Source organism: Lysobacter sp. S4-A87, assembly GCF_022637455.1.
In the GTDB taxonomy this organism is placed as follows: Bacteria; Pseudomonadota; Gammaproteobacteria; order Xanthomonadales; family Xanthomonadaceae; genus Lysobacter_J.
In genome coordinates, this window is the sequence record NZ_CP093341.1 from 3,794,464 (window position 1) to 3,819,778 (window position 25,315).

General features: G+C 66.9%; 17 protein-coding genes. 8 read left to right on the forward strand and 9 right to left on the reverse strand.

Annotated features, from left to right (window positions below):
* Positions 1-103: 103 nt before the first annotated feature.
* Together MNR01_RS17495 and MNR01_RS17085 are read left to right on the forward strand one after the other, a co-directional pair.
* Positions 104-2,935 carry a TonB-dependent receptor gene (locus tag MNR01_RS17495; protein ID WP_256451854.1) on the forward strand — a complete coding sequence of 944 codons (2,832 nt, stop codon included), beginning with the start codon at positions 104-106 and terminating at the stop codon, positions 2,933-2,935.
* A 1,131-nt stretch (positions 2,936-4,066) separates the two neighbouring features.
* Positions 4,067-7,258: an autotransporter serine protease gene (locus MNR01_RS17085; RefSeq protein WP_241918903.1), complete on the forward strand. Its 3,192-nt coding sequence runs from the start codon at positions 4,067-4,069 to the stop codon at positions 7,256-7,258.
* A gap of 104 nt (positions 7,259-7,362) precedes the next feature.
* Here MNR01_RS17085 and tsf read toward each other — a convergent pair whose 3' ends face one another.
* Positions 7,363-8,244: a translation elongation factor Ts gene (gene tsf, locus MNR01_RS17090; protein WP_241918904.1), complete on the reverse strand. Its 882-nt coding sequence runs from the start codon at positions 8,242-8,244 to the stop codon at positions 7,363-7,365.
* A gap of 150 nt (positions 8,245-8,394) precedes the next feature.
* The gene (gene rpsB / locus MNR01_RS17095; protein ID WP_241918905.1) at positions 8,395-9,219 is read right to left on the reverse strand and encodes a 30S ribosomal protein S2; all 825 of its coding nucleotides are present in this window, start codon (positions 9,217-9,219) and stop codon (positions 8,395-8,397) included.
* A gap of 331 nt (positions 9,220-9,550) precedes the next feature.
* On the opposite strand from rpsB, the gene map reads away from it, so the two are divergent.
* The 5 genes from map to dapE are packed head-to-tail and all read left to right on the forward strand — an operon-like array spanning position 9,551 to position 15,401.
* Positions 9,551-10,336 (forward strand): type I methionyl aminopeptidase, encoded by a 786-nt coding sequence (gene map / locus MNR01_RS17100; RefSeq protein WP_241918906.1) that lies wholly within the window; start codon positions 9,551-9,553, stop codon positions 10,334-10,336.
* Positions 10,258-12,990 (forward strand): [protein-PII] uridylyltransferase, encoded by a 2,733-nt coding sequence (gene glnD / locus MNR01_RS17105; RefSeq protein ID WP_241918907.1) that lies wholly within the window; start codon positions 10,258-10,260, stop codon positions 12,988-12,990. The genes map and glnD overlap by 79 nt, the downstream gene beginning before the upstream one ends.
* A complete protein-coding gene (dapD, locus tag MNR01_RS17110; protein ID WP_241920670.1) occupies positions 12,969-13,898 on the forward strand; it encodes a 2,3,4,5-tetrahydropyridine-2,6-dicarboxylate N-succinyltransferase in 930 nt (309 codons plus the stop codon). The genes glnD and dapD overlap by 22 nt, the downstream gene beginning before the upstream one ends.
* A 1-nt stretch (position 13,899) precedes the next feature.
* A complete protein-coding gene (locus MNR01_RS17115) occupies positions 13,900-14,265 on the forward strand; it encodes a Spx/MgsR family RNA polymerase-binding regulatory protein (RefSeq protein ID WP_241918908.1) in 366 nt (121 codons plus the stop codon).
* A gap of 5 nt (positions 14,266-14,270) precedes the next feature.
* A complete protein-coding gene (gene dapE / locus MNR01_RS17120; RefSeq protein WP_241918909.1) occupies positions 14,271-15,401 on the forward strand; it encodes a succinyl-diaminopimelate desuccinylase in 1,131 nt (376 codons plus the stop codon).
* A gap of 60 nt (positions 15,402-15,461) precedes the next feature.
* Here dapE and MNR01_RS17125 read toward each other — a convergent pair whose 3' ends face one another.
* The gene (locus MNR01_RS17125) at positions 15,462-17,804 is read right to left on the reverse strand and encodes a penicillin acylase family protein (RefSeq protein ID WP_241918910.1); all 2,343 of its coding nucleotides are present in this window, start codon (positions 17,802-17,804) and stop codon (positions 15,462-15,464) included.
* Positions 17,805-18,159: 355 nt separating this feature from the next.
* On the opposite strand from MNR01_RS17125, the gene asnB reads away from it, so the two are divergent.
* Entirely contained in the window at positions 18,160-19,866 is a 1,707-nt protein-coding gene (asnB, locus tag MNR01_RS17130) for an asparagine synthase B (protein ID WP_241918911.1), read from the forward strand.
* Between the two features lie 188 nt (positions 19,867-20,054).
* On the opposite strand, the gene azu is transcribed toward asnB, so the two are convergent.
* The 6 genes from azu to fabA form a co-directional block, all read right to left on the reverse strand.
* Positions 20,055-20,513 (reverse strand): azurin, encoded by a 459-nt coding sequence (gene azu / locus MNR01_RS17135; protein WP_241918912.1) that lies wholly within the window; start codon positions 20,511-20,513, stop codon positions 20,055-20,057.
* Positions 20,514-20,546: 33 nt separating this feature from the next.
* Entirely contained in the window at positions 20,547-21,134 is a 588-nt protein-coding gene (locus MNR01_RS17140) for an SCO family protein (RefSeq protein WP_241918913.1), read from the reverse strand.
* Entirely contained in the window at positions 21,131-21,892 is a 762-nt protein-coding gene (locus MNR01_RS17145; protein ID WP_241918914.1) for a formylglycine-generating enzyme family protein, read from the reverse strand. Before MNR01_RS17145 ends, MNR01_RS17140 begins: the two co-directional genes overlap by 4 nt.
* 20 nt (positions 21,893-21,912) lie before the next feature.
* Positions 21,913-22,989: a copper-containing nitrite reductase gene (gene nirK / locus MNR01_RS17150; protein WP_241918915.1), complete on the reverse strand. Its 1,077-nt coding sequence runs from the start codon at positions 22,987-22,989 to the stop codon at positions 21,913-21,915.
* A gap of 368 nt (positions 22,990-23,357) precedes the next feature.
* A complete protein-coding gene (gene fabB / locus MNR01_RS17155; protein ID WP_241918916.1) occupies positions 23,358-24,581 on the reverse strand; it encodes a beta-ketoacyl-ACP synthase I in 1,224 nt (407 codons plus the stop codon).
* The gene (gene fabA / locus MNR01_RS17160; RefSeq protein ID WP_241918917.1) at positions 24,582-25,097 is read right to left on the reverse strand and encodes a 3-hydroxyacyl-[acyl-carrier-protein] dehydratase FabA; all 516 of its coding nucleotides are present in this window, start codon (positions 25,095-25,097) and stop codon (positions 24,582-24,584) included.
* Between the last annotated feature and the right edge of the window lie 218 nt (positions 25,098-25,315).

Here is a 25,315-nt window from a genome sequence, read left to right on the forward strand (position 1 = left end):
CGCGCCATCGGCAAGGCGCGGGGCAGGCGTCGCGGGTGAGCGCATTGCCACCCCAGTCGGGCTCCCGTAATGTGCGCCACAGGGCAGCCCGTTCACCGGACGAATGGCCAGGTCGTACCGCTTCACCCTTGCCATCGTCGGCGCACTGTCATGGGGCTGCCTGGCGGCTGTCAGCCCTGCGGCCGAAGGCGAGCCCGCCGCGCCGGTACGCCTGGTCGTCCCGGCCGGCAAGCTCGATCGCGCCCTGCAGGCGCTGGCGACGCAAAGCCACACTCAGATCCTCTACGCCCCCGGGCTGGTCGAAGGGCGCAAGGCGCCCGGCCTGCAGGCACGCATGGCGCCGGAACAGGCGTTGCAGCTGCTGCTGCAGGGCTCGGGACTGCGCGCGGTGCAGGTCAACGCCAACACGTACCTGATCGAGGCCGGGAGCGCGTCGGCCGCCGGATCGCCGCAGGCGCGAGCCGATTCGCCCACCGAACTGGCCACCGTCCAGGTCACCGGCACGCACATTCCGCGCTCCAGCATCGAGGCGGTGACGGCGGTTCCGTTGACCCGCATCAGCCGCGCCCAGATCGAGGCCAGCGGTTACCAGACCCTGTTCGAGCTGCTGAGCTATCAGCCCGGCATGGTCAGCCATCACCCGGTCGACGTTGCCACCGACGGTGGTTTCCAGTCGCAGCAGCCGTTCGCCGCCGCGGCCACGACCAGCCTGTACGGGCTGGGTCCGCGCGCGACGTTGTTCCTGCTCGACGGTCGGCGCATGGCCAACTACGGCCTGGCCTCGGCCGACCTGGGCGGCCTGACCGACCTCAACGGCATTCCGCTGAGCATGGTCGAGCGCATCGAGATCATCCGCGGAGGTGCCTCGGCCATCTATGGCGCCGATGCGATGGCGGGCGTGGTCAACATCATCCTGCGCAAGGGGCAGGTGGGCGGTGAAGCGGTGGCGCGCTACGGCCTGTCCGAGCGTGGCGATGCCGAGCAGCGACGGTTCTCCTTCAACTACGGCCAGGTCGACGATGACGGCGGCAGCTGGTCGATCAGTGCCGACTACCTGCATCGCGATGCATTGCTCGGCTCCGACCGGAGCTGGCGCAGTGCCGACCTGCGACGCCTGGGCCTGCGCGACCAGCGCGTCCAACTGGCGTATTTCAGCAGCCAGGGATTGGAGCAGTGGGCCTGCCCGGATGCGGTCCGCGACGAGGCGGGCGAGTGCTACCTCGACAAGCCGCGCTACGTCACCCTGCAGCCGGAGCTGGAAAGCACCGCGGTGTACGGGCAGATGCGGGAGCCATTGAGTGACACGGTGGACCTGAGTGCCTCGGTGCGGCTGAGCCAGGTCCAGCAGCGATTGCAGGGCGCACCGTTCCACGCGGCCGTGTTCCTGCCGTTCGGCCATCCCGACGACTGGTTCCAGGGCAACGCCACGGTCCTGAACTACGCCTTCTTCGACATCGGCCCGGTGCGCAGCCGCAGCACCGCGCTCAGCAGCGACCTCACGCTGGGCCTGGACGGGTATCGCGGCGAGTGGCAATGGCGTTTCGATCTCGCCCACCACCGCAACGATGTCGACAACTCGATCGACGGGCTGGTCAGCAACAGCGTGCTGGATCGCGCGATCGAGGACGTGACCTACCGCTTCAACGGCGCCGCCAACCCACCCGCGCTGCTGACCGCACTGTCACCGCGCGTGCATGTGCAGGGCGATGCGCAGTTCGACCAGGTGGCCTTCAGTGCCAACGGTCCCGGCTTCTCCTTGCCGGGCGGGCAGTCGCAGGCCGCGGTCGGCGTGGAATGGAATCGCGACGCGCTGGAAAATCGCCCCGACGCGCTGATGATCGCCGGCGACATCGCCCTGGGCGCGCAGAAGATCGATATCGACGAGCACCGCTACAGCTCGGCCCTCTATGCCGAACTGAGCATGCCGATCACGACCTGGCTCAATGCCGACCTGGCCTGGCGGATCGATCATCGCCAGGGCTATGACAGCAAGTCCTCGCCGATGCTCGGCGTGAAGTGGAAACTGTCGCCGTCGCTGACGGTGCGCGGCACCGCCGCAACCGGGTATCGCGCCCCGACCCTGTTCGAACTGCGCCGCCCGACCGTCTCCGATTCGATCGACATCGTCGAGCTGACCGACGCGCTGGCCCCCTGCCAGTTGCCCCTCATGGCCGACGACGGGATCACCTATTGCCTGGTTTCGCTGGGAGCGACGGAGAACCCGGACCTGCAGCCCGAGACGTCCCGCAGCTACATCCTCGGCATGGTGTGGGCGCCGACGACGGACTTCGAACTGAGCCTCGACCGCTTCCGCATCCTGCGCCGCAACGAGATCCTCAGCACCAATGCCCTGGCCAATCCGGAGGCGTTCCCGGATGCGCTGGTCCGCGACGAGCAGGGTGGGCTGTACGCCATCAACGACTACTTCACCAACGTCGGCCGCACCGAAGTGGAAGGCTGGGAGCTGCAGTCGGAGTACCGGATCAACACCGACAAGCGAGGTCGCTTCGTCCTGCGCCTGGCCGCCAGCTACCTCGACCACCTCTATCGCAAGGCCAACGCGGGCAGTCCAGAGCTGGACTACGCCGGACACGGCGCGCCCCAGCGCTCGGTGCTGGCCGGCGTGGAATGGACCGTGGGCGACTGGGTCACGACATTGAACCTGCACGAGATGGGGCCGTCGGAGGTGGCGCTGGCGGGCGAACCGTGCCCGCAGACCAACGCGAGCGTGCGCAAATGCCGCACGCCGGCGTGGACGACGGCCGACCTGTACCTGGCCTACGTCGGCCTGGCCGGCTGGCGGTTCTCGCTCAACATCAACAACCTGGCCGACCACCAGCCGGTCAACTACGACCCCGACAAGCTGGGCTACGACATCGCCTACGACGAACCGCGTGGTCGCTACTACCTGCTGAGTGCGGGCTACCGGTTCTAGATAGCTGCTGTCGTGCGGGCGTCGGGACGGCGGCCGTGGTCCGGGCCGTTGCTGGGGTGGAGAAAAAATCCTCATCCGGGGTAGGGGGGTAGGGCATCGCCTGCGTTACTGGCCATGACCTTCCGAAAGGAAGGCTCACGCGCCATGGATGGCGCACCTATTCGTCGCCTTGACAACGTTCGCGCTGCCCCGCGGGCTGTACTGGTGGTAAAGGCTTCCGGACGAAGCATCTCGCGCCACGGATGGCGCAATTCAATTCATTGGGCCGGTCCGTCATGGGCCGGACCCTGCGACCCCGTTCCCCTCGCGGAACGCGGCGGCCGCACATGCAGTCTTCCGGATGAAGCATGGGGCGCCAGGGATGGCGCCAATCTCTTCCCGAGCCGATCCACGAAATCCTGACCACTGTGCACTGCACGTTCGTCGTGCAACCAGCGCATTGCGGAAACGTGTGTCCAGGCCAATCTGCCGAACGTACATTCGCGTCGTGGTCAGAATCTAGGACGATTCTCATATACGCCGGGTGATCGTAATGGTCAGATGAGGCGTCCGCGAATTTCGTTGTTGGGGACAGTGACGCAGCATCAGTGGCCTGGTTCTTTCGACTGGCCTTCGAGCGGTCGCGGTCGTCGCTTCAGCAAGTTCTGCCTCCATGTGTTCACCAATGAAGGCAGGAAGAACTGCGTACTTTGCGCGCCAGGAGGGTGCGTAGCCGGGTGGGTTACCACGGACCCACACCGGTATGTGCCGGGGGCTCCCCCCCTGCGTCCGGCATGTCTGGAGAGGTCGACGGAACGGCTTCTCCAGACTCTTCATTGGACCCCCGATGCCACGAATCCTGCGCGCCCGTAGGATCGCGCGTGAGCGCATGAAATTCGTGCCACCGAAGCCCCACTCCCCGATGACTTGCCGCCTGGTTGCGGCCGCTTTTGTGCGAGCTGCAACAACTGCGTGCGCCCTCATGCAGATATGGCGTTTCAGATGATTCTCATTCTTTGACATGGATCCAACCTGATCAGCTGCTTCGGTTCCGCCCGGGGCTGGAATCGACCGGGTTGATCATCGGTTAACGACATCCATGTCAACAAGGAGCGTCATGACATGCAGGGAAACGCAAGCAGCAAGACCGCAATGGCAGTACGCAGGAAGCACGAACGCTCCGCCCTGTCGACGGCAATCGCCGGGGTAATCTTCATCGGCGGGCTCGCGACCGCGACCGCGAACGCGCAAGTGAGCGAACCCGGTCGCGCCGGCGACGCCGCCAGCTGGCGCACGCAGGAGTTCAGTGCGGACTGGGGGCTTGCCGCCATCCGTGCCGAATATGCCTACGCACGCGGCCTGAGCGGCCGCGGAGTGCGCACCGGAATCTTCGACAGTGGAACCGGCCTGGATCATCCGGAATTCGCAGGCAAGGACCATCGCAGCCTGCAGATCGCCGACACCCTCGCCGACGGGAGCAGGTGCACCAATACGACCTTCCTTTCGGGCCCTGGCGCTTGCTTCTCGTCGCGGGGCGATGAAGTTGCGGTCGACTATGTTGGTTTTCACGACAGCGTGCCGGAGCGGATCCGCGAGATCATCCGCAACGGAAACTATGTCCAGCCAGGCTTTACCTACGGCAGTCACGGAACGCATGTCGGCGGAACGATTGTCGCCAACCGCGACGGACAAGGCCGCCATGGCGTCGCTTTTGGTGCAGACCTGACGACGGCCCGCTTGTTCTTCAATACTGCCTCACAGTGGCAGCCGGACGGAGAAGGGTATTCGGTGGTGCGACTTGGGGGCGTTGGGCCCGATATATCGGCCTTCGCTGACATGTACCAGCAGATGAACCAACAGAGTGTCCGCGTCATCAACCACAGCTGGGGCTTGCCAAATAATCCCGATACGGTCGACCAGCTGGACCGCTTACTGAGGGACCCGGAGTGGGCCGATTACTGGAACGTCATCACCGACGGTTCCCGAGCGGGTGGCTTGATCCAGGTATGGGCCGCAGGCAACACCGACGCGGCGACCGCCAACCCGGCAGCCAGCCCGTTCGCGGGTACCCATGCCACGCTACCGCGCGCATTCTCCGACATCGAGCCGTATTGGCTCAGTGTGGTCAACGTCAACCGCGACCTCGTCCTGAGCAATCGTTCGCACAAATGTGGGCTGAGCATGAACTGGTGCGTTGCCGCGCCGGGTACCGATATCCGGTCGACCGTCTACGAGGGGGATGAAAACACCGTAGGGGAGCTGACGACCGGTGCGGACGGCAGCATCAGTCTGGAAGTCCGCACGCGGTTGCCCGCCTATGGCTACGCCAACCTCAACGGCACCTCGATGGCCGCTCCGCACGTGACAGGGGCGTTGGCACTGCTGATCGAGCGCTTTCCGTACCTCGACAACCCGCAGGTGCGCGATGTCCTGCTGACCACCACCACCGACCTCGGTGCGCCTGGCGTCGACGACATCTACGGTTGGGGGCTGGTCAATCTGGAGAAGGCGATCGATGGTCCCGGCCAGATTCGTGTCGACACCAACGTGGTGATGAACCAGCGCGCCGGCGGCAACAAGGTCTGGGAAGGTGAGGCCTGGGACGATTGGCGCAACGACATCGGTGGCAGCGGCCGGCTGACAAAGTCGGGCGTGGGCTGGTTGCGGTTGAGTGGCGACAACACCTTCGGTGGACTTGACGTCAGGCAGGGCGTGCTGGAACTGGACGCCGACAATCGACTGGGTGATGTCGAAGTCAACGGTGGCCTGTTCGTGCTCAATGGGAAGCTCACCAGCACCGACTTGCTGGTGAACAGCGGCGTCGCCAGCATCCAGGGGCGGGTCGCCGGTGGCGCCACGCGGGTTGCAGCCGGCGGCAGCCTGCACGGCATTGGCACCCTGGGCGACACGGTGGTCGAGGGGACGATCGCCCCGGGCAATTCGATCGGCACGTTGCGCATCGAGGGCACCTACACCCAGGCGCAGGATTCGGTCTACGAGGCGGAGATTGCAGCGCCATTGGCGTCCGATCGCATCGATGTCAGCGGACGTGCCAGCCTGCTCGGCGGTACGGTCCGGGTGTTCAATGCGCCGGGCCAGTACCTGCTGGGACAGCGCTTCAATGTCCTCACCGCCAGCGATGGCGTGTCGGGCCAGTTTGCCCGGATCGACGCGTCAGCCATTTCGCCGTTCCTGAAGTTCGACTTCAACTATGGGGCGAACGAGGTGGACGTCGACGTCGCCCGCGGCATGGCCCTCGCCGCAGCTGCGCGCACCCGCAACCAGCGCTCGGTCGCGACGTCGGCGGATGTCCTGCCAATCGATGCACGACTGGCGCAGACCCTGACGCAGCTGTTCCCGCAGCAGGCCCTCGACGCGCTGGACTCGCTGAGCGGCGAGCTCCATGCCAGCACGCAATCGGTCCTGGTCGAGGGCAGTCGCCACGTGCGTGATGCCGCGCTGGCCCGGGCTCGGGCCGGCACCGGCGAGTTTGCCGCGGCCAATGGTGACGCGCCGTCGGCCGCGTGGATCCAGGCGCTGGGCAGCGGCGGCACGCTGCATGCAGACGGCAATGCCGGCGAGGTCGACTACAACGGCAGCACCACGCTGCTCGGTTACGACGTCCGCTTCGACAACGGCTTTCGCGTGGGCGTGCTTGGCGGTCTTGGCCGCGATGACGTGGAGTTGCGGAGCCGGCGTTCGAAGGGAGACATCAACACGCGCCACCTCGGCCTGTATGCGGGCCAGGCCTGGGGCGGATTCGGCCTGCGCGCGGGCCTGGGCTATGCCACGCATGACGTCGACGTCGAACGGACCATCGCGTTTCCCGGCGTGCAGGATCGCACGCGTGCCGACTACGACGCCGACACCCGCCAGGCCTATATCGAAGGCGGCTATCGCTTGGCTGCCGGGGCTTGGGAATGGGAGCCATACGGTCAGTTTGCCCAGGTCCGCACGAGCTCGGAGGGCATCGCCGAAAGCGGTGGCGTAGCCGCGCTGACCGGGCAGGTCGCAGACAGCCGGGCCAACCTGTCGACGCTGGGGCTGCGCTTCAACCTCAACCTCAAGGGCGCTGGGCAGCAGGAGAGCGCGCTGAGCCTGCGCGGTGGGGTCAGCCGTCGCCATGCCAGTGGCGATCTGTCGTCGACGGCGTCGCTGGCCTGGCAGGGCGGCGGAGCGTTCGATGTCCATGGCGCCCCGTTGGCCGAGAACGCGAACCTGGCCGAGGTCGGCCTGGGGGCACGGGTGAGCCGCAACGGTCTGGTCGAGTTGAACTACAGCGGCCAGTTCGCCGACGAGTCCCGCGACCAGGGCGTCAACGCGCGTTACACCCTCAACTTCTGATCGGTGGGGTGGGGCGCGCTGATGCCAGGCGCCGTTCCAAAGCAGAAAGGCCGCGATCGCTCGCGGCCTTTCTGTTTGCTGCCTGCGCCAGAAGCGCCGGTGGCTTACGCCAGGCCGGCCTGCTTCATCACTTCGGCAGCGTAGTCCTCGACGACCTTCTCGATGCCTTCGCCGACGGCCAGGCGCTGCATGGTGACGACGTCGGCACCGGCAGCCTTGAGCACCTGCTCGACGGTCTGGTCGGTGTTGAGCACGTACGGCTGGCCGTACAGCGTGACCTCGTTGACGATCTTGGCGATCTTGCCGCTGATGATCTTCTCGAGGATCTCGGCCGGCTTGGCCTTGTCCTTGTCGGACATCTTGGCCAGCTCGATTTCCTTTTCCTTGGCCACGAACTCGGCCGGGACGTCGGACGCCTTGATGTGCGGCGGGTTCATTGCGGCAACGTGCATCGCGATGCCGCGGGCCAGTTCGGCGTCGCCGCCCTTGACCTCGACCAGCACGCCGATGCGGCCGCCGTGGACGTACGCGGCAACGTTGTTGGCGCTGTCGACACGGGCCAGGCGACGGACCTGCACGTTCTCGCCGACCTTGGAGATGACGGCGGCGCGGGTTTCCTCGACGGTGTCGCCGCCGGCAACCTTGGCCGACTTCAGTGCTTCGGCGTCGGCGGCGTCGGAGGCCAGGGCGGCCTTGGCGACGGCTTCGGTGAAGCCCAGGAAGTTGTCATCCTTGGCGACGAAGTCGGTCTCGGAGTTGATCTCGACCAGCACGGCCTTGCCGCCGTCCTGGGCAACCGCGATGCGGCCTTCGGCGGCGATGCGGCCGGCCTTCTTGTCGGCCTTGGCCAGACCCGACTTGCGCAGCCACTCGGCTGCCGTGTCGATGTCGCCGTTGTTCTCGACGAGTGCCTTCTTGCACTCCATCATGCCGGCGCCGGTGCGCTCGCGCAGTTCCTTGACGAGGGAAGCGGTGATTTCAGCCATGGGGATTACCTCGGAATTCGTTGGATGTGCGGATGGCGCCAATAGTCACCCGGGCCATGGCTGGCTCGTGCGTGGCGCGTCCGCGAAACAATTTCGGTACGACCGGTGCGATGCGACCGCGCATGATCGCGCGGCCGCATGACGCGGGTCTTACTCGGCGGCGTCGGCCTTCTTGGCCGGTGCCTTCTTGGCCGGGGCGCGGCCACGCGGGGCCTTGCGCTCGGCGCCGTTCTCTTCGCCTTCGGCGGCGGCTTCGGCGAAGTCTTCCTCGCGCACGCCAGCCGGCGTCGGCGCAGCGGCCTTGCCTTCCAGCACGGCGTCGGCGGCGGCGCGGGCGTACAGCTGCACGGCGCGGATGGCGTCGTCGTTACCCGGGATGGCGTAGTCGACCAGGGCCGGATCGTAGTTGGTGTCGACGACGGCGATGACCGGGATGCCGAGCTTCTTGGCTTCCTTGATCGCGATGTCTTCGTGGCCGATGTCGATCACGAACAGCGCGTCGGGCAGGCGGTTCATTTCCTTGATGCCGCCCAGCGAGGCTTCCAGCTTGTCGCGCTCACGGCGCAGGCCCAGCACTTCGTGCTTGACCAGCTTCTGGAAGGTGCCATCGGTCTCGGCCGCTTCCAGCTCCTTCAGGCGCTGCACCGACTGCTTGACGGTGCGGAAGTTGGTCAGCGTGCCGCCCAGCCAGCGCTGGGTCATGTACGGCATGTTGCAACGCTCGGCTTCTTCCTTGATCGACTCGCGCGCGCTGCGCTTGGTGCCGATGAACAGGATCATGCCGCGCTTCTGCGCGATACCCGAGATGAAGTTCATCGCGTCATTGAAGAGCGGAACGGTCTTCTCGAGGTTGATGATGTGGATCTTGCCGCGGGCGCCGAAGATGTACGGGCCCATCTTCGGGTTCCAGTAACGGGTCTGGTGGCCGAAGTGGACGCCTGCTTCGAGCATCTGGCGCATGGTGATCTGGGGCATTGCTTAACTCCAAGGCAGTGGAACCGGCCGCCGGGTAGGGTATGGCGGCTGCCCGCGGCAGGGCCGGGGGCGATGGTTCCGGGGTTGGGCCTCCCCGCTGCTTCCGTGACCGAACCACATGCGTCCTGGGACGTCATGCGGCACCCCGGCACGAAGGGTTGCAGCGGGTGTGTATTCGCCTGCCCGGGGCCTGCTGGCCCGGTTGCTGCGCCCGGCGTGGGCGGTTGGAAGGGCATGAAGGCCGACCAAGCCGCGGGATTGTAGCCGTAACGCTCTGTTGCGGGCAAGCTGGGGGTCGGTTGGACCCTGAACGGGCCGCAGATAGGCGATAATGGCGTCCATGGCCATCACCATCAAAACCCCCGAAGAGATCGAGAAGATGCGCGTCGCCGGCCGCCTGGCCGCCGAGGTCCTCCAGATCGTCGCCCCGCATGTGAAGGCGGGCGTGACCACCGAGGAACTGGACCGCATCTGCCACGATCATATCGTCAACGTGCAGAAGGCAATCCCGGCCAACGTCGGCTACAAGGGATTCCCCAAGACCGTCTGCACCTCGGTCAACAACGTCATCTGCCACGGCATCCCGAGCCCGGGCAAGGTCCTCAAGGACGGCGACATCGTCAATATCGATGTCACCGTCATCAAGGACGGCTGGCACGGTGACACCAGCCGCATGTACCTGGTCGGCGAGCCGTCGGTCATGGCAAAGCGCCTGGTCGACGTGACCCGCGAGGCGATGTTCCGCGGCATCCGCACCGTGCGGCCGGGCGCGACCCTGGGCGACATCGGTGCGGCGATCCAGCAGTTCGCCGAAGCTGAACGCTTCAGCGTGGTGCGCGAGTACTGTGGCCACGGCATCGGCCGGATCTACCACGAAGACCCGCAGGTGCTGCATTACGGCCGCGCCGGCGAGGGACTGGTGCTCAAGCCGGGCATGACCTTCACCATCGAACCGATGATCAACGAGGGCGCGCGCCACACCAAGCTGCTGCCCGACGGCTGGACCGTGGTCACCAAGGACCGCAAGCTCTCGGCGCAATGGGAGCACACGGTCGTGGTCACCGACGACGGCGTCGAGATCCTGACCCGCGTGCCCGGGGACGACAACGACCTATGACGTCTCCGGTCGCCGACGCCGGATCCGCCGGAGGATCCTCCGCGAGACCGGCGGCGCGACCGGCGGCGCAGGAGCCGGGCGACCAGGCGGTCGCCATCCGCAGTGCGCTGGCTGCAGTGAATGCCGGCCTGGCGCAACGTTTCGACAGCGACCCGGACGCCGACATCGATCGCCTGCTGCAGGCGCGAACCGGCGCGGTCGACACCCAGGTGCGCGCCGCCTGGGCCAGCTGCCTGCCGGCGGATGCACCGCTGGCGCTGTTCGCCATCGGCGGCTATGGCCGCGGCGAACTGTTCCCGCAATCGGACATCGACCTGCTCGTGCTCGCCGAGCCCGACGCCCAGGCCGAGCATGCCGAAGCACTGGCCGCGTTCGTTGCGTTGCTCTGGGATGCGGGCCTGCCGGTCGGCCACGCCGTGCGTTCGGCGGCGCAATGCACCCAGGCCGCCGCCGACATCACCGTGCTCACCGCGATGCTGGAGGCGCGCCCGCTGATCGCCGGCGTCGAGCACATGCATGCGCTGCAGGTCGCGACGGCGCCAAGCCAGGTGTGGCCGGCACGCGAGTTCTTCGGTGCCAAGCGCGAAGAGCTGCGCCTGCGCCACGCCCGCTATGACGACACCGCCGACAACCTCGAGCCGAACCTGAAAGAGGGGCCGGGCGGCCTGCGCGACGTGCAGACATTGCGCTGGATGGCGCTGCGCATCGTTGGCACCGGTGACCTGGAATCGCTGGTCGCGATCGGCCAGTTCGGCGCCGACGAGCTGGCCACGCTCGAGCGCGAACGCAAAGCCCTCTCGCGGCTGCGCTTCGGCCTGCACCTGGTCGCGGGCAAGCGCGAGGAGCGCCTGCGCTTCGATTACCAGAAGCTGCTCGCCGAACGCCTGGGGCATGTCGACAACGCCGACAACCTCGCCGTCGAACAGATGATGCAGGGCTTCTACCGCAGCGCCGCGCTGGTGCTGCGCATCGGCGAACGGCTGCTGCAGCGCTTCGAGGAGCAGATCGAGGGCGAGACCGCACCGGTCGCCATCGACCACGCCTTCGAGCTGCGCCGCGATTACCTGGCCGCGCGCGATCCGCAGTGGCCGCGCGATGCCTATGACGTGTTCGCGTTGTTCGCGGTATGGGCCGCGCACGATGCCATCCGCGGGCTGCACTCGCAGACGGCGCGCGCACTGGCCGAGTCGCTGTCGCGCGTGCCGGCGTTCCAGCAGGCCGAGCCGGCCCTGCGCGAACGCTTCATCGCCTTGCTGCGCGGCCCGCATCCGGTGCATGCGCTTGAGCGCATGGCCCGGCTGGGCGTGCTCGGGCGGTGGATCCCGGCGTTCGCCAAGGTCTCCGGGCGCATGCAGTTCGACCTGTTCCATGTCTTCACGGTCGACCAGCACACGCTGGCGGTGCTGCGCAATCTCGCGCGCTTCGCGTCGGGCATCGTCGACGAGCGCTTCAGCATCGCCCATGAAGTCTGGCCGCGCCTGCGCAAGCCGGAACTGCTGCTGCTTGCTGGCCTGTTCCACGACATCGCCAAGGGACGCGGCGGCGACCATTCCGAACTCGGTGCCGACGACGCGCGGATCTTCTGCAGCACGATAGGGTTGTCGCGCGCCGACACCGCGATGGTCGAATGGCTGGTGCGCCAGCACCTGCTGATGTCGGTGACCGCGCAGAAACAGGACATTGCCGACCCGGAAGTGATTCATCGCTTTGCCGGCAAGGTCGCCGACCGCGACCACCTCGATCATCTCTACCTGCTGACCTGCGCCGACATCGCCGGTACGTCGCCAAAGTTGTGGAACGCGTGGAAGGATCGCCTGCTGGCCGATCTCTACACGGCCACGCGCCTGGCCCTGCGGCGCGGGCTCGAGCATCCGGTGGCCGGCGTGGAGCGCGCCACCGAGACCCGCGATGCCGCACGCGCGATGCTGGCCACGCTCGGTTTCAGCGAGGACGAAGTCGATCAGCTCTACGAGCGCATGCCCGAGATCGGTTTCCAGCGCAGCCGCCCCGACCAGATCGCCTGGCAGGCGGCCTCGTTGCGCGGCGTGGCCGTGGGCGAGACGCGGGTTCGTGCGCGTGCGGTCGGCGAGCATGCCGGCGCACTGGAAGTGTTCGTGCATTGCCAGGATCGCGACGGCCTGTTCGCCGCGATCGTGGCCACGCTCGATCGCCTTGGCCTGGCGATCCAGCAGGCGCGCGTGCTCGATGGCCCGCACGCGATGATCTTCGACAGCTTCGAAGTGGTGCCCATCGATCCGCGTTGCCCGCCGGGCATCGACGAGGTCGAGCACCGCCTGGCCGCGGTCCTCGATGGCCCGCTCGACCGCATCAAGCCGACCCGACGCACGCAGCCGCGCCACCTGCGGCATTTCCGCATCAACGCGCAGGTTGGCTTCGATACCCTCGACGACGGTCGCTCGATGCTCAGCCTGGTCTGCACCGACCGGCCGGGCCTGCTGGCCGACGTCACACAGGCCATCCGCAGCCAGGGCCTGCGCGTGCATGACGCGCGCATCGCCACCTTCGGCGAGCGCGCCGAGGACGTGTTCCAGCTCACCAGTACCCAACCCGACGGGCGCGACGGCGCGCTCGATCAAACGCAACAGGAGGCCCTGCGCGATGCGCTGCTGGCCTGCCTCGAAGGAGATCGTTGATGAGTTCCGAGAAGAAGCCCACCCGCAAGTCCGTCCGCAAGACCGTGCGCAAGAAGGCCGCGCCGAAGGGCCCGGGCGTCGATGAACTGAAGTTCATGATCGACAGCGCCTTCGAGCGCCGGGCCATGCTGACTCCCGACGAGCTCGAAGGCTCGACGCGACCGACCGTCGAGCGCGTGATCTCGGGCCTGGAAAGCGGCGAGTTCCGCGTCGCCGAGCCGGACGGCAAGGGCGGCTGGACGGTCAACGAGTGGTTGAAGAAGGCCGTGCTGCTGTACTTCCGCGTCAACGACATGCAGCTGGTGGAAGGTTATCCGGCGCCGTTCTGGGACAAGGTCCCGGCACGCTTCGAAGGGTTTGGCGAGGCCGATTTCCGCAAGCTCGGCGCACGCGTGGTGCCCGGTGCGATCGCCCGACGCGGTGCCCATATCGGCAAGGACGTGGTGCTGATGCCGAGCTTCGTCAACATCGGCGCGCACGTCGGCGAGGGCACGATGGTCGACACCTGGGCCACGGTGGGCTCGTGCGCGCAGGTCGGCAAGCATTGCCACCTGTCCGGCGGTGCCGGCATTGGCGGCGTGCTGGAGCCGCTGCAGGCGTCGCCGACGATCATCGAGGACCACTGCTTCATCGGTGCCCGTTCGGAAGTCGTCGAAGGCTTCGTTGTCGGCCATCACAGCGTGATCGGCATGGGTGTGTTCCTTGGCCAGAGCACGCGCGTGTACAACCGCGCCACCGGCGAGGTCACCTATGGCTATGTGCCGCCGTACAGCGTGGTCGTGTCCGGGCAACTGCCGGCCAAGGACGGTTCGCATTCGCTGTACTGCGCGGTGATCGTCAAGCAGGTCGACGCCAAGACGCTGTCGAAGACCAGCATCAACGAACTGCTACGCGGGCTGGCGGACTGAAATGACCACCCTCTACGGCCTCAACAACTGCGACACCTGCAAGAAGGCCCGCAAGTGGCTCGACCGGTTCGGTCTGGGCTATGCCTTCGTCGACTACCGCGACGAGCGCCAGTCCCCTGACACGCTGGTCGCCTGGAAGGAACAGCTGGGCGGATGGGACGCGATGATCAACAAATCGTCCACCACCTGGCGCGCGCTGCCCGAGAATCGCAAGACGCCGGGTTCCGACGCCGAATGGAAGTTGCTGCTGAAGGAATACCCGCAGCTGATCCGTCGTCCGCTGGTGATCACCGACGACGGCAAGGTCAGCCAGGGCTTCAGCGACAACGGCTTCAAGCAGCGCTTCGGAGTCGGCGCGCTGGGATGAATGGCATGAGCGACGTACTCGACTTCACCTGCGATCTCATCGCCCGTGCCTCGGTCACGCCGCACGACGCCGACTGCCAGTCGGTGATCGCCCAGCGCCTGCTGGCGGCCGGATTCCGTTGCGAACACCTGCACTACGGCGACGTCGACAACCTGTGGGCCGTGCACGGCAGTGACGGGCCGACCCTGGTGCTGCTGGGCCACACCGACGTAGTGCCACCCGGTCCGCGCGATGCCTGGGGCAGCGATCCGTTCCTCCCCGAGATCCGCGACGGCGTGCTGTACGGACGCGGTGCCGCCGACATGAAGGGCAGCGTTGCCGCGTTCGTGGTCGCGCTCGAGCGCTTCGTCGCCAGCCATCCCGACCATCCGGGCCGGATCGCGCTGCTGCTGACCTCCGACGAGGAAGGCGACGCCATCGATGGCGTGCGCCGCGTCGCCGAGACCTTCCGTGAGCGCGGTGAGCGCCTCGACTGGTGCATCACCGGCGAACCGTCATCGATGGCCAAGCTGGGCGACCTGCTGCGCGTTGGCCGTCGCGGCACGCTGTCGGCGACGCTGACGGTGCGCGGCGTGCAGGGCCATGTCGCGTATCCGGACAAGGCGCGCAACCCGATCCACCAGGCCATGCCGGCCCTGGCCGAACTGACGGCGCGGCGCTGGGACGACGGCTACGAGACGTTCCCGCCGACCAGCCTGCAGATCAGCAACATCCACTCCGGCACCGGTGCCAACAACGTCATTCCCGGCGAGCTCGAAGTGCTGTTCAACTTGCGCTTCAATCCCAGCTGGAGTGCGGCGCAGCTGGAGCAGGAATGCGAAGCGGTGCTGCGCCGGCACGGGCTGGAGTTCGATGTGCGCTGGCATCGTGGCGGCGAGCCGTTCTACACGCCTGAAGGCCCGCTGCGCGCAGCCGCGCGCGATGTGCTGGGCCAGTACTGCGGTGCCGCGCCGGAGGAAAGCACCGGCGGCGGAACGTCCGACGCGCGTTTCATCGCACCGCTGGGCGCGCAGTGCATCGAGATCGGGCCGGTGAATGCCAGCATCCACAAGGTCGACGAGCATGTGTCGGTGGCCGATCTGGAGGCGCTGCCGGATCTGTACCAGGCGCTGATCGAGCGGATGCTGCTGCGCTGACAGCACTCACCCCGACGCCTCTCCCGCAAGCGGGAGAGGGGCTCTGCAGCTCGGGAACCCTTACCGCGGCGACAGCTTCAGCGTATGCCGCGTCTCACCGGGCAGGAACGACGTCGGCCGGCCATGCACCCAGTCGTCATGACCGGCACCCCAGAACGGCGACATCAGGTGGCCGCTCTGTCCGCCCGGCATGTGGATGATGCCGTCGGCCTCGTGGCCCGGTGAAACCACCATGCGTTCGGACGCGCCGAAGTTCGGGCCCTGCACGCGCGGCATGCCGCTGTCGCCGGGCAACTCATCGGCCACCATGCACAGCGCCGGCTTGGCGAAGGCGGGCAGGGCGCGACTGAGCGGATGGCAGATCTTCGCGGTGTTGCGCTCGCCCCAGCTGCGCTGCGCGATCGGGCCCTTCTCCTGCAACTTGTCTCGCACTTCAAGCGCGGCATCCTCGAACAGCGCGTCCCACGATGCGAACCGGCGCGGCAGCAGGTTCGCCGGACGCTGGGTCACCAGCGGCCAGGCCACGCCTTCGAAGTGCGACAGGTTGGGCATCTGGAAGTCCTTGCCCAGCGCCGCCTGTGCCGGCGCGGTCAGGCCATCGAGCAGGCGATCGTGCACAGCCAGGCGCCAGGCGCGCACGACCCGGTAGCTCACCGAGTCGGTGCTGGCGTGGCCTTGCCAGGTCGGCGATGCCGCGGCGAGTTCGTGCAGCGCCGGTGACTTGTCCGAAGCCCCCGCGTCGCGCAGCAACTGCCACCAGCGGGTCAGGAACAGCGCGCGGTCGTCGAGCTGGATCGCCAGCAGGTCGCGCTCGCTGAAACGTTCCCGGGCAAACAGGTCGTCGCGAATCTGCCGCGCACGCGCGCCGTTGGCGTAGCCGCCGTCGCCGACGCGGGTGAGCAGTGCACCGTCGACGACGCGGGCGTTGGCAGACCACATGCGCTGCACCGTGCCGGCCGGAAGGGCGATGCCCGATGCGGTGGTGATCGGCCACGGCGCACAGGTTGCCGCTTCGCTGACGGTGGTCGCCGTGCAGCTGGCCTGGCGCAGCGGCACCGGTCCGAGCAGGCGCCAGGTGATGCGGCCGTCGCGACCGCCGATGGCGAGGTTCTGTCCGGGGATCGCGGTGTGGTCGGCCATCTGCAACGCATCGTCGAGCGAGTTGGCGTGCAGGAAGTTCGCAAGTCCGATGTTCATCGAACCGGGCTGGTGCGCGACCCAGCGCAGGGCCAGGCCGCTGCCATCGGGCTGGCGGAACAGGATCGGGCCCCAGGCGGTTTCGTCCACCGGGAATTCGACATCGGCCTGGCCGGCGACACGGATGCGTTCGACGTGACGGGTCACGCCCGCGCAGGGTTCGGCGCAGGCCGGCTGGCGCTGCCAGTCGAGCCAGTCGCCGTAGCTGTTGGTGAAGCCCCAGGCCACCTGGCCATTGCTGCCGACCACCAGCGCCGGCAGGCCGGGCAGGGTGAAGCCGGTGGCGTCGACGTGGCCGCCGACGGCGCGCGTGTCCGGGTAGCGCAGGCGTGCGCGGAACCAGATGTTCGGCGCGCGCAGGCCCAGGTGCATGTCGTCGGCGACGATGGCGCGGCCGTCAGCGGTGAGCTGGCCGGAGACGGCGAAGTTGTTGCTGCCCACGTCCGAGCGCTCGGGCACATTGGCCGGACGGTCGCTGGCGGATGGCATCGGCAGCGTCCGCAGGTCGAGCGTGGCCGCGTCGGGCAGGGTGGCGTCGCCGCGCGGCCTGCCGGCCAGCGGTGCATCCCAGCTGCTGCCGTCGTGGTCGAGCAGCGTGTACAGCGCTGCCGGCACGTGCGGCTTGAGCCTCCACATCGCCAGTTCGCGGGCGTTGCTGGCGTCCTGCAGGTCGAAGTACATGGCGTAGCCGGCCAGCGCCGAGTCTTCCAGGCGCCACGGCTCAGGCTGCGTGCGCAGCAGCAGGTAAGGCCACGGGCGCACCTTCAGAGCGGCCACCCCGGCATTGACGCCATCGACATAGGCCTGCGCCATCGGTCGCTTGTCGCCCAGGATTGCATCGAGGTGGGCCGTCACGCGTGCGCGCATGCGGTGCACGCGACGCTGCTTGTCGGTATCGATTGCGGCCGCGCCGAACAGCGCCGACAGTTCGCCGGCCGAGGCGCGGCGCAGCAGGTCCATCTCGAAGTAGCGTTCCTGGCCATGGATGTAGCCGAGCGCGCGCATCGCATCGGTTTCATTGGCGGCATCGACGGTGACCACGCCGAGCGCATCGCGCTGGATCGAAACCGGTGCCGACAGGCCGGGCAGGGCGAGTTCGCCGTCCAGGCTCGGCAGGCTGCCGCGCATCAGCCACCAGATCGCCAGCGCGACTGCCACCAGCAACAGCAGCAGCACGAGCAGGCTGCGTTTGATCAGTTTCTTCATGGTCCCCATCGATGGTCTTGTTTCCCCGGCCTAGTTTGAGCGCAATTGGGTCATGCCGGGAGGCCCGGCGGGGGCGGGGCCCAAAAGGGGGAGGGGCTTGCAAGTGGCCACGACCTGACGCAGGATCGACCCATGACTTCCGTCCAGGCCCTCGCCCACGCCCGCAACGCCGCACTCCGCGGCGGCGCTCCCGTGGCCGGCCTGAACAATAACAATCGCAATAACGCCAGCCACCCGCGGGCCGGCGATTAGCGCGCGCAAGACACGCTAACTCGCTCACGAAGCCCGCGCCAAAAGCGCGGGCTTCTTCGTTTCTGCCTCCCCTTCCCCGAAGAACCCACCCAGGAGTCCTCCCATGTGTTCCATCCTCGGCATATTCGGCCTGCAACCCGGTGACGACGTGCAGGCCCTGCGCCGGCGTGCACTGGAGCTGTCACAACGCCAGCGCCATCGCGGTCCCGACTGGAGCGGCGTGCACCTGGACGACCAGGTGATCCTCGTCCACGAGCGCCTGGCCATCGTCGATCCGGCCGGCGGTTCGCAGCCGCTGCACTCGGCAGACGGCGAACTGGCACTGGCCGTCAACGGCGAGATCTACAACCACCGCGAGCTCGAGCAGCGCCTGGCCGCGCCCTATGCATTCCAGTCCGGCTCGGACTGCGAAGTGATCAGCGCGCTTTACCGCGAGCGCGATGACATCGCCGCCTGGCTCAACGAGCTCAACGGCATCTTCGCGTTCGCGCTGTGGGATGCCGGCAGCAAGCGCTACCTGATTGCCCGCGACCCGATCGGCGTCTGCCCGCTGTACTGGGGACACGACCACGACGGGCGACTGTGCGTGGCTTCGGAAATGAAAGCACTGGCCGATGTCTGCGCCGACGTCGCCCAGTTCCCGCCGGGACACTACTACGACAGCGCCAGTGGCGAGCTGGTGCGTTACTACATCAAGCCGTGGCGCGATTACGACGAGACGAAGGGCGTGGAAGTGGCGAAGCAGGAACTGCGCGAGGCCTTCGAACGTGCCGTGCACCGGCAGATGATGAGCGACGTGCCCTACGGCGTGCTGCTGTCGGGCGGTCTGGACTCGTCGCTCGTCGCCGCGGTCGCCGCGCGCTATGCGCGCAAGCGCATTGAGGACAACGATGCCAGCGAGGCCTGGTGGCCGCGCCTGCATTCCTTCGCGATCGGACTGGAGGGGTCGCCCGACCTGGCCGCGGCGGAGATCGCGGCGAAGGCCCTGGGCACGGTCCACCACGGCTTCACCTACACCTTCGAGGAAGGCCTGGATGCACTGCCGGAAGTGATCCGCCACATCGAGACCTACGACGTCACCACGATCCGGGCCTCCACGCCGATGTTCCTGCTGGCGCGGCGGATCAAGGCGATGGGCGTGAAGATGGTGCTGTCGGGCGAGGGCAGCGACGAGATCTTCGGCGGCTACCTGTACTTCCACAAGGCGCCCAACGCACGCGAGTTCCATGAAGAGACCGTGCGCAAGATCGACGCCCTCTACAACTACGACTGCCTGCGCGCCAACAAGTCGATGATGGCCTGGGGCGTGGAGCCGCGCGTGCCGTTCCTCGATGTCGAGTTCCTCGACGTGGCGATGCGCATGGACGCGCAGTACAAGATGGCCGGGACCGGGCCGGATGGAAAGCGTCGCATCGAGAAGTCGATCCTGCGCGAAGCGTTCGACGGCTACCTGCCGGAGTCGATCCTGTGGCGGCAGAAGGAGCAGTTCAGCGACGGCGTCGGTTATGGCTGGATCGACGGCCTCAAGGCGCATGCGCAGGCGCAGGTCAGCGACCGCGTGTTCGCCGCGGCCGCCAGCCGCTTTCCCGTCAACCCGCCGCAGACGAAGGAGGCCTACCTGTACCGGCACGTGTTCGAGCAGTTCTTCCCGAGCGCCGCCTGTGCCGAGACGGTGCCCGGCGGCAAGTCGATCGCCTGCTCGTCACCGGCGGCGATCGCCTGGGACGCGGCATTCGCGACCATGGCCGATCCATCGGGCCGTGCGGTCGCGGGGGTGCATCAGGCCGCGCTCGGGCATGTGCCGGGATGAGGGGCCGGATCGCTTGGCCTCTCTCCTGCGAAATACGCCCCGCATCGGACAGGATGTCCGACTTGGGAGCGGAGCACTCCCCGGCCCGGATTGACGACGCCCCACCGAAACCCGTACGCGCGTCTCGGCGGACGGTGCCATTCCGAGGAGCCCTGCGGGCACGCAATCCCTCAGCCGGTGGAAGAGCGTTACTTGGTGACCGTCAACTTGCCCTTCATCAGCATCGAGTGACCGGGGAAGCTGCAGAAGAACGTGTAATCGCCACCGGCCGTGAGCTTCTTGCCGGGAAAGCTGACTTTGATCTTCTCCCCGCCGCCGACCAGCGTCGTCGCGGCGATGACACGGGCATCGCCTTTGGTAACGTAGTTGTTCGCCACGCCGGCCTTGATGCCGTCGCGCGCGATTGCATCCATGTCCTTGGTCGCGCTGATGACCACGTTGTGGCCCATGGCCGCAGCCGGCAGCTTGCCGGCGTGTGTCAGTTCGACAGTGATGCTGGAGCAGGCGGCCGAGACGGTTGCCGTCTTCAGATCGAACTTCATTGCATCGTCGCCCTTGAGCGAAATAGTGCAGTTGCCGGCTGCCTGGGAAACGCCGGTCGCGCCGAGCAGTCCGAGGCAGAGCAGTGAGACGGAAAGGATCTTCATGGGCAACTCCTGGGGGATGGGATGGACGGGTCGTCAGGGCGAAGCAGCGAGGTACTTCTTCACTTCGGCGACGAATTCCGGATCGGGCTGCAGGTCGGTGACTCCGCTGCGGGCGAGGATGCGGCCGTCGCGGTCGAGCAGGATCAGCGTACTGGTGTGGTTGAAGGTTCCGTCGGGCTGGGCGCGATAACGGATGTCCAGCACTGCAGCCAGCGTACGCACGTCAGCGTCGAGCGGGCGCAACAGGCGCCACCGCGGGTCCAGGTGGTGGGCCTCGGCCACGGCCCGCAGTGCGGCCGGTGTGTCACGCGCCGGATCGATGCTGAGCACAGCAAGGTCCAAGGCGTCGCGGTCGCTGGCGGAGAGCTGCGACTGCAGCGCCTTGCCGCTGCCGATGATGAGCGGGCACATCAAATGGCAGTTGCTGTAGAACATCGACACCACGACCGGCCGGCCGCGCAGGTCCTGCCAGGCGAGGCTGCGGCCGTTCTGGTCGGTCAGCGCTGCTGCCGCCTGGTAGACAGAATCTCCAGGAAGCTCGTTGGCGGTGGCAAGCGAAGACATCGAGGAAAGCAGCCCCGCTACGACGCTCAGAACACGACCGCCCAAGGCAGGTCTCATGGTCGACTCCTGGCGCAGCGAAAGCCGAGGTTGCCCAGCGTGCTGCGCGGTTGCATGGCCGACAACAGGGCCACGCGCTTGAGCGCGGCATAGTCGTCGCGGTTGTTGAAGGAAAGACCGGTGGCGCCACAGAACTGCAGCCGGTCGCCGTCATCGGCGCCGCGCTTGTCGCTGTCGCCCAGCAGCGTGGAGAAGTCGCCGACCCATTCCCATGACGCGCCGTGAAGCCCGTGGACGCCGTAGGCATTGGCAGGCGAGTCGCCGGCCGCATCGACCGCGCGTGCGGTACCGTCGGCAAACAGACGCTTGCGCCAGGCCGGATCATGGCGGGCATCGTGCCGTTGAGTGTCGGCCGCGGCTACGTACTCCCATTCCGCCCAGTCCGGCAGGCGTGCCTGCTGCGCCTTGCAATAGGCATCCACGGCAAACCAGCTGACGCGCGTTACCGGGCGGTCCGCATCCAGCGGCTCGGGCGCGCCGGCCGCCCGCCAATGCAACAAGTAGCCCGAGTCGGCGAACAATGCCGGAACGCGATCTCGGCGCCAGTGCGGGTGCTGCTGGACGAACGCCTGGAACTCCCGGTTGCTGACCGCACGCTGCATCAGAGCGAAGTCGGCGACCACGCGATTGCCGTCATTGCCCTCGTGACGGATCGTCGAGCGGAACGCAGCGCCGGGGATCTCCATATACGTGGCCTGCGATGTTGCCGGCGACGAAGTCGCCAGCAACACGAACCAGAGCGTGGTGGACGTGAGCATGGTGGCTCTGCGCGTCGCCGTCAGTGGCCGGAACTAGCCGGCGGCGAGTACTCCTGGTTCGACTGCTGCCCGGTGTAGATGGACGCGTCCTTCTCGCCGTCGACCTTGAGGATTCCGAGCGTGCCCTTGTGGAACGTACGGAAGATGCTGTGGTCGACGAGGATGTAGTTGCCCGGCACGTCGGTCTTGAACTCGATCATGGCCGAGCCACCGGCGGGCACCAGCGTGGTCTGCACGTTTTCCTGGTACTTGCTTCCGCCTTCGGTATAGACCTTGTCGAAGATCTCGCCGATCACGTGGAAGCTCGACACCAGGTTCGGGCCGCCGTTGCCGACGAACAGGCGCACGGTCTCGCCGGCCTTGGCGGCCAGTGCCTTGTCGCCCGTCAGTGAACCTTCTGCGCCGTTGAAGAGTACGTAGGTCGGATGCTCGTCGATGGCCTTCTCGAGACTGAAGGGTTGCAGGCCGGGTTCGCCGTACTTGCCCTCGGTGTAGAAGTCGCCCTGCATGACGTAGTACTCCTTGTCTACCTTGGGTAATCCCTGCGACGGCTCCACCAGGATCAGGCCATACATGCCGTTGGCGATGTGCATGCCGACCGGTGGCATCGCGCAGTGATAGACGTACAGGCCCGGATTCAGAGCCTTGAAGGTGAACTTCGTCTGGTGGCCCGGCAGCGTCAACGTCGCCTCCGCACCACCGCCGGTACCGGTGACGGCATGCAGGTCGATGTTGTGCGGCATGTGTGAGTCGTGTGCATTCTTCAGGTTGAACTCGACCGTGTCGCCCTGGCGCACCCGGATGAAGCTGCCGGGAACGGTCCCGCCGAATGTCCAGAAGTTGTAGGTGACGCCGGTGGAGATCGGCATCTCCTTCTCGACCACTTCCAGTTCGACGATCACCTTGGCCGGTGCGGTACGGTTGGTCGGTGGCGGTACCATCGGGGGTGAAGTCAGCACGGCCTTGATGGGCTCGCCCAACGTCGCGTCCGCGTGGTTCGCCGCTGCGCGGCTGGACGCTGCGATGGCAACCGGTGCGCCGACGCCGAAGGCGCAAACGAGTGCATGGAACAGCAGGTGATGAGATACACGACTCATGTTTGACTGCCTTGCCAATGGCCTTGGGGCCGATGGCGGCAAGGTAGTCCCCGGATCACTTGTTCGCCTTGATCAATGTCAAACCAGCCAGCGCGGGCGGGTCGGCTGAAGATCGTCAACAAGTATCGAGCCGGGAAGCTGGACAAGCAGGATTCAACTGCTCGACGCGGGCCCCGATCGCAGTCGCGCCGGCAGCTACCTGACTGGTCGCCATCGCCACCGAGACAATGGGGGGCGGGTACATCGCACCGGCGACTTACCGGTTCTGCGACGGCTGGAATTGTGCGACGTCGGCGCTGATCGTGGTCGACGGGCACGCCCGCATGCGCTGGCGTCACCGAAGTGGTGACGCCAGGCAGCGTTGACGGCTATTGCACCCGCTTGAACACCAGCGTCGCGTTGGTGCCGCCGAAGCCGAAGCTGTTCGACATCATCGTCGTGCACTGCTGCTTGCGGCTCGCACGCACGATCGGGAAGGCCTCTGCACGCGGGTCGAGCGTGTCGATGTTGACCGAGCCGGCGATGAAGCCGTCCTCCAGCATCAGCAGGCAGTACACCGCCTCATGCACGCTGGCCGCACCGAGAGAGTGGCCGCTGAGCCCCTTGGTCGACGACAGCGGCGGGATGGCATCGCCGAATGCAGAGCGCACCGCTTCCAGCTCGACCACGTCGCCCAGCGGCGTCGACGTGCCGTGAGTGTTGAGATAGTCGACAGGGCCGACACCCTGGCCATCCAGGCCGGCCAGCGCCATCTGCATGCAACGGACGGCACCTTCGCCAGATGGCGCGACCATGTCGGCGCCATCGGAGGTGACACCGTAGCCGACCAGTTCGGCAATGATGCGCGCGCCACGGGCACGGGCGTGCTCGTAATCTTCCAGCACCAGCATGCCGCCGCCGCCGGCGATGACGAATCCGTCCCGGTCCGCGTCGTAGGGACGCGAGGCCGCGAGCGGCGAGTCATTGCGATGGGTCGACAACGCGCCCATGGCGTCGAACTGCGAGGTCATGCCCCAATGCACTTCTTCGCCGCCGCCGGCGAAGACCACGTCCTGCACGCCAAGGCGGATCAGGTCGGCAGCCATGCCGATGCAATGCGCCGAGGTCGCGCAGGCCGCGGACACCGAATAACTGTGGCCGCGGATGCCGAACGCGGTGGCGAGCGACGCCGACACGGTCGAGCACATCGTGCGCGGCACCATGTACGGACCGACCCGGCGCACGCCCTTGCTGCGCAACAGGTCCGCGGTTTCGATCTGCCATTGCGGCGAACCGCCACCAGAGCCGGCGATTACGCCGGTGCGGACGTTTCGCACCTGTCCCTCGTCGAGGCCGGCGTCTGCAACGGCGTCCTGCATGGCCACATAGCTGTAGGCCGCGGCGTCGCCCATGAAACGCTTGAGCTTTCGGTCGATCCGCACATCCAGGTCGATTTGCGGCACTCCGGCCACCTGGCTGCGCAGTCCCATCTGTTCGTACTCGGGAACGAAGGAGATGCCGGGCCGACCTTCGCGCAACGATGCCGACACGGCGGCGCGATCATTGCCAATGCAGGAGACGATGCCCAGACCGGTGATTACGACCCTGCGCACTCAGAAACCCTCCGTCGAGGTGAACAGGCCGACGCGCAGGTTGTCGGCGGTGTAGATCCCGCGCCCGTCGACCGACATGCGGCCATCGCCGATCACCAGCGCCAGCTTGCCGCGCATCACCCGGCGGATATCGATCTCGTACTGCACCAGTTTGGCGTTGGGCAGCACCTGGCCGGTGAACTTCACTTCACCCACGCCCAGGGCGCGACCTCGACCGGGCTCGCCCAACCACGGCAGGAAGAACCCGCACAGCTGCCACATCGCATCCAGGCCGAGGCAACCCGGCATCACCGGGTCGCCTTCGAAATGGCAGGCGAAGAACCACAGGTCGGGATTGATATCAAGTTCGGCGCGGATCACGCCCTTGCCGTAGCGACCACCTTCAGTGGCAATCGTGGTGATGCGATCGAACATCAGCATGGGCGGGGCCGGCAATCGGGCATTGCCCGGGCCGAACATGGTGCCGTTGGCACATGCGAGCAACTGCTCGCGATCGAATGAGGAAGGACGGGTCATCGGGCTTCTACTGCGACTTGGTATCGACAAGTGTCGTCGTCTGCAAAGGCCGCTGCAATGATCCGGATCAACCTTGAAAACCGTACCGGCGCGTATGCATGCATCAGCGGTCGTACCTCGTGCAACTGGGGGCCATTCAAGCCCGGGCCCCGTTCCAGCGGCGTGAAGCCGCCATTACCGGGCGATCTTGCCGGCTGCGCACGCAGGAATCTGCCGAT

Coding starts and splice junctions, on each gene's coding strand:
- map (WP_241918906.1), top strand. CDS start 9,551: ATGGCGTCCATGGCCATCACCATCAAAACCCCCGAAGAGATCGAGAAG.
- asnB (WP_241918911.1), top strand. CDS start 18,160: ATGTGTTCCATCCTCGGCATATTCGGCCTGCAACCCGGTGACGACGTG.
- fabA (WP_241918917.1), bottom strand. CDS start 25,097: ATGACCCGTCCTTCCTCATTCGATCGCGAGCAGTTGCTCGCATGTGCC.
- rpsB (WP_241918905.1), bottom strand. CDS start 9,219: ATGCCCCAGATCACCATGCGCCAGATGCTCGAAGCAGGCGTCCACTTC.
- nirK (WP_241918915.1), bottom strand. CDS start 22,989: ATGAGTCGTGTATCTCATCACCTGCTGTTCCATGCACTCGTTTGCGCC.
- MNR01_RS17140 (WP_241918913.1), bottom strand. CDS start 21,134: ATGAGACCTGCCTTGGGCGGTCGTGTTCTGAGCGTCGTAGCGGGGCTG.
- MNR01_RS17115 (WP_241918908.1), top strand. CDS start 13,900: ATGACCACCCTCTACGGCCTCAACAACTGCGACACCTGCAAGAAGGCC.
- tsf (WP_241918904.1), bottom strand. CDS start 8,244: ATGGCTGAAATCACCGCTTCCCTCGTCAAGGAACTGCGCGAGCGCACC.
- MNR01_RS17085 (WP_241918903.1), top strand. CDS start 4,067: ATGGCAGTACGCAGGAAGCACGAACGCTCCGCCCTGTCGACGGCAATC.
- dapE (WP_241918909.1), top strand. CDS start 14,271: ATGAGCGACGTACTCGACTTCACCTGCGATCTCATCGCCCGTGCCTCG.
- MNR01_RS17145 (WP_241918914.1), bottom strand. CDS start 21,892: ATGCTCACGTCCACCACGCTCTGGTTCGTGTTGCTGGCGACTTCGTCG.
- glnD (WP_241918907.1), top strand. CDS start 10,258: ATGGGAGCACACGGTCGTGGTCACCGACGACGGCGTCGAGATCCTGAC.
- azu (WP_241918912.1), bottom strand. CDS start 20,513: ATGAAGATCCTTTCCGTCTCACTGCTCTGCCTCGGACTGCTCGGCGCG.
- MNR01_RS17495 (WP_256451854.1), top strand. CDS start 104: ATGGCCAGGTCGTACCGCTTCACCCTTGCCATCGTCGGCGCACTGTCA.
- MNR01_RS17125 (WP_241918910.1), bottom strand. CDS start 17,804: ATGAAGAAACTGATCAAACGCAGCCTGCTCGTGCTGCTGCTGTTGCTG.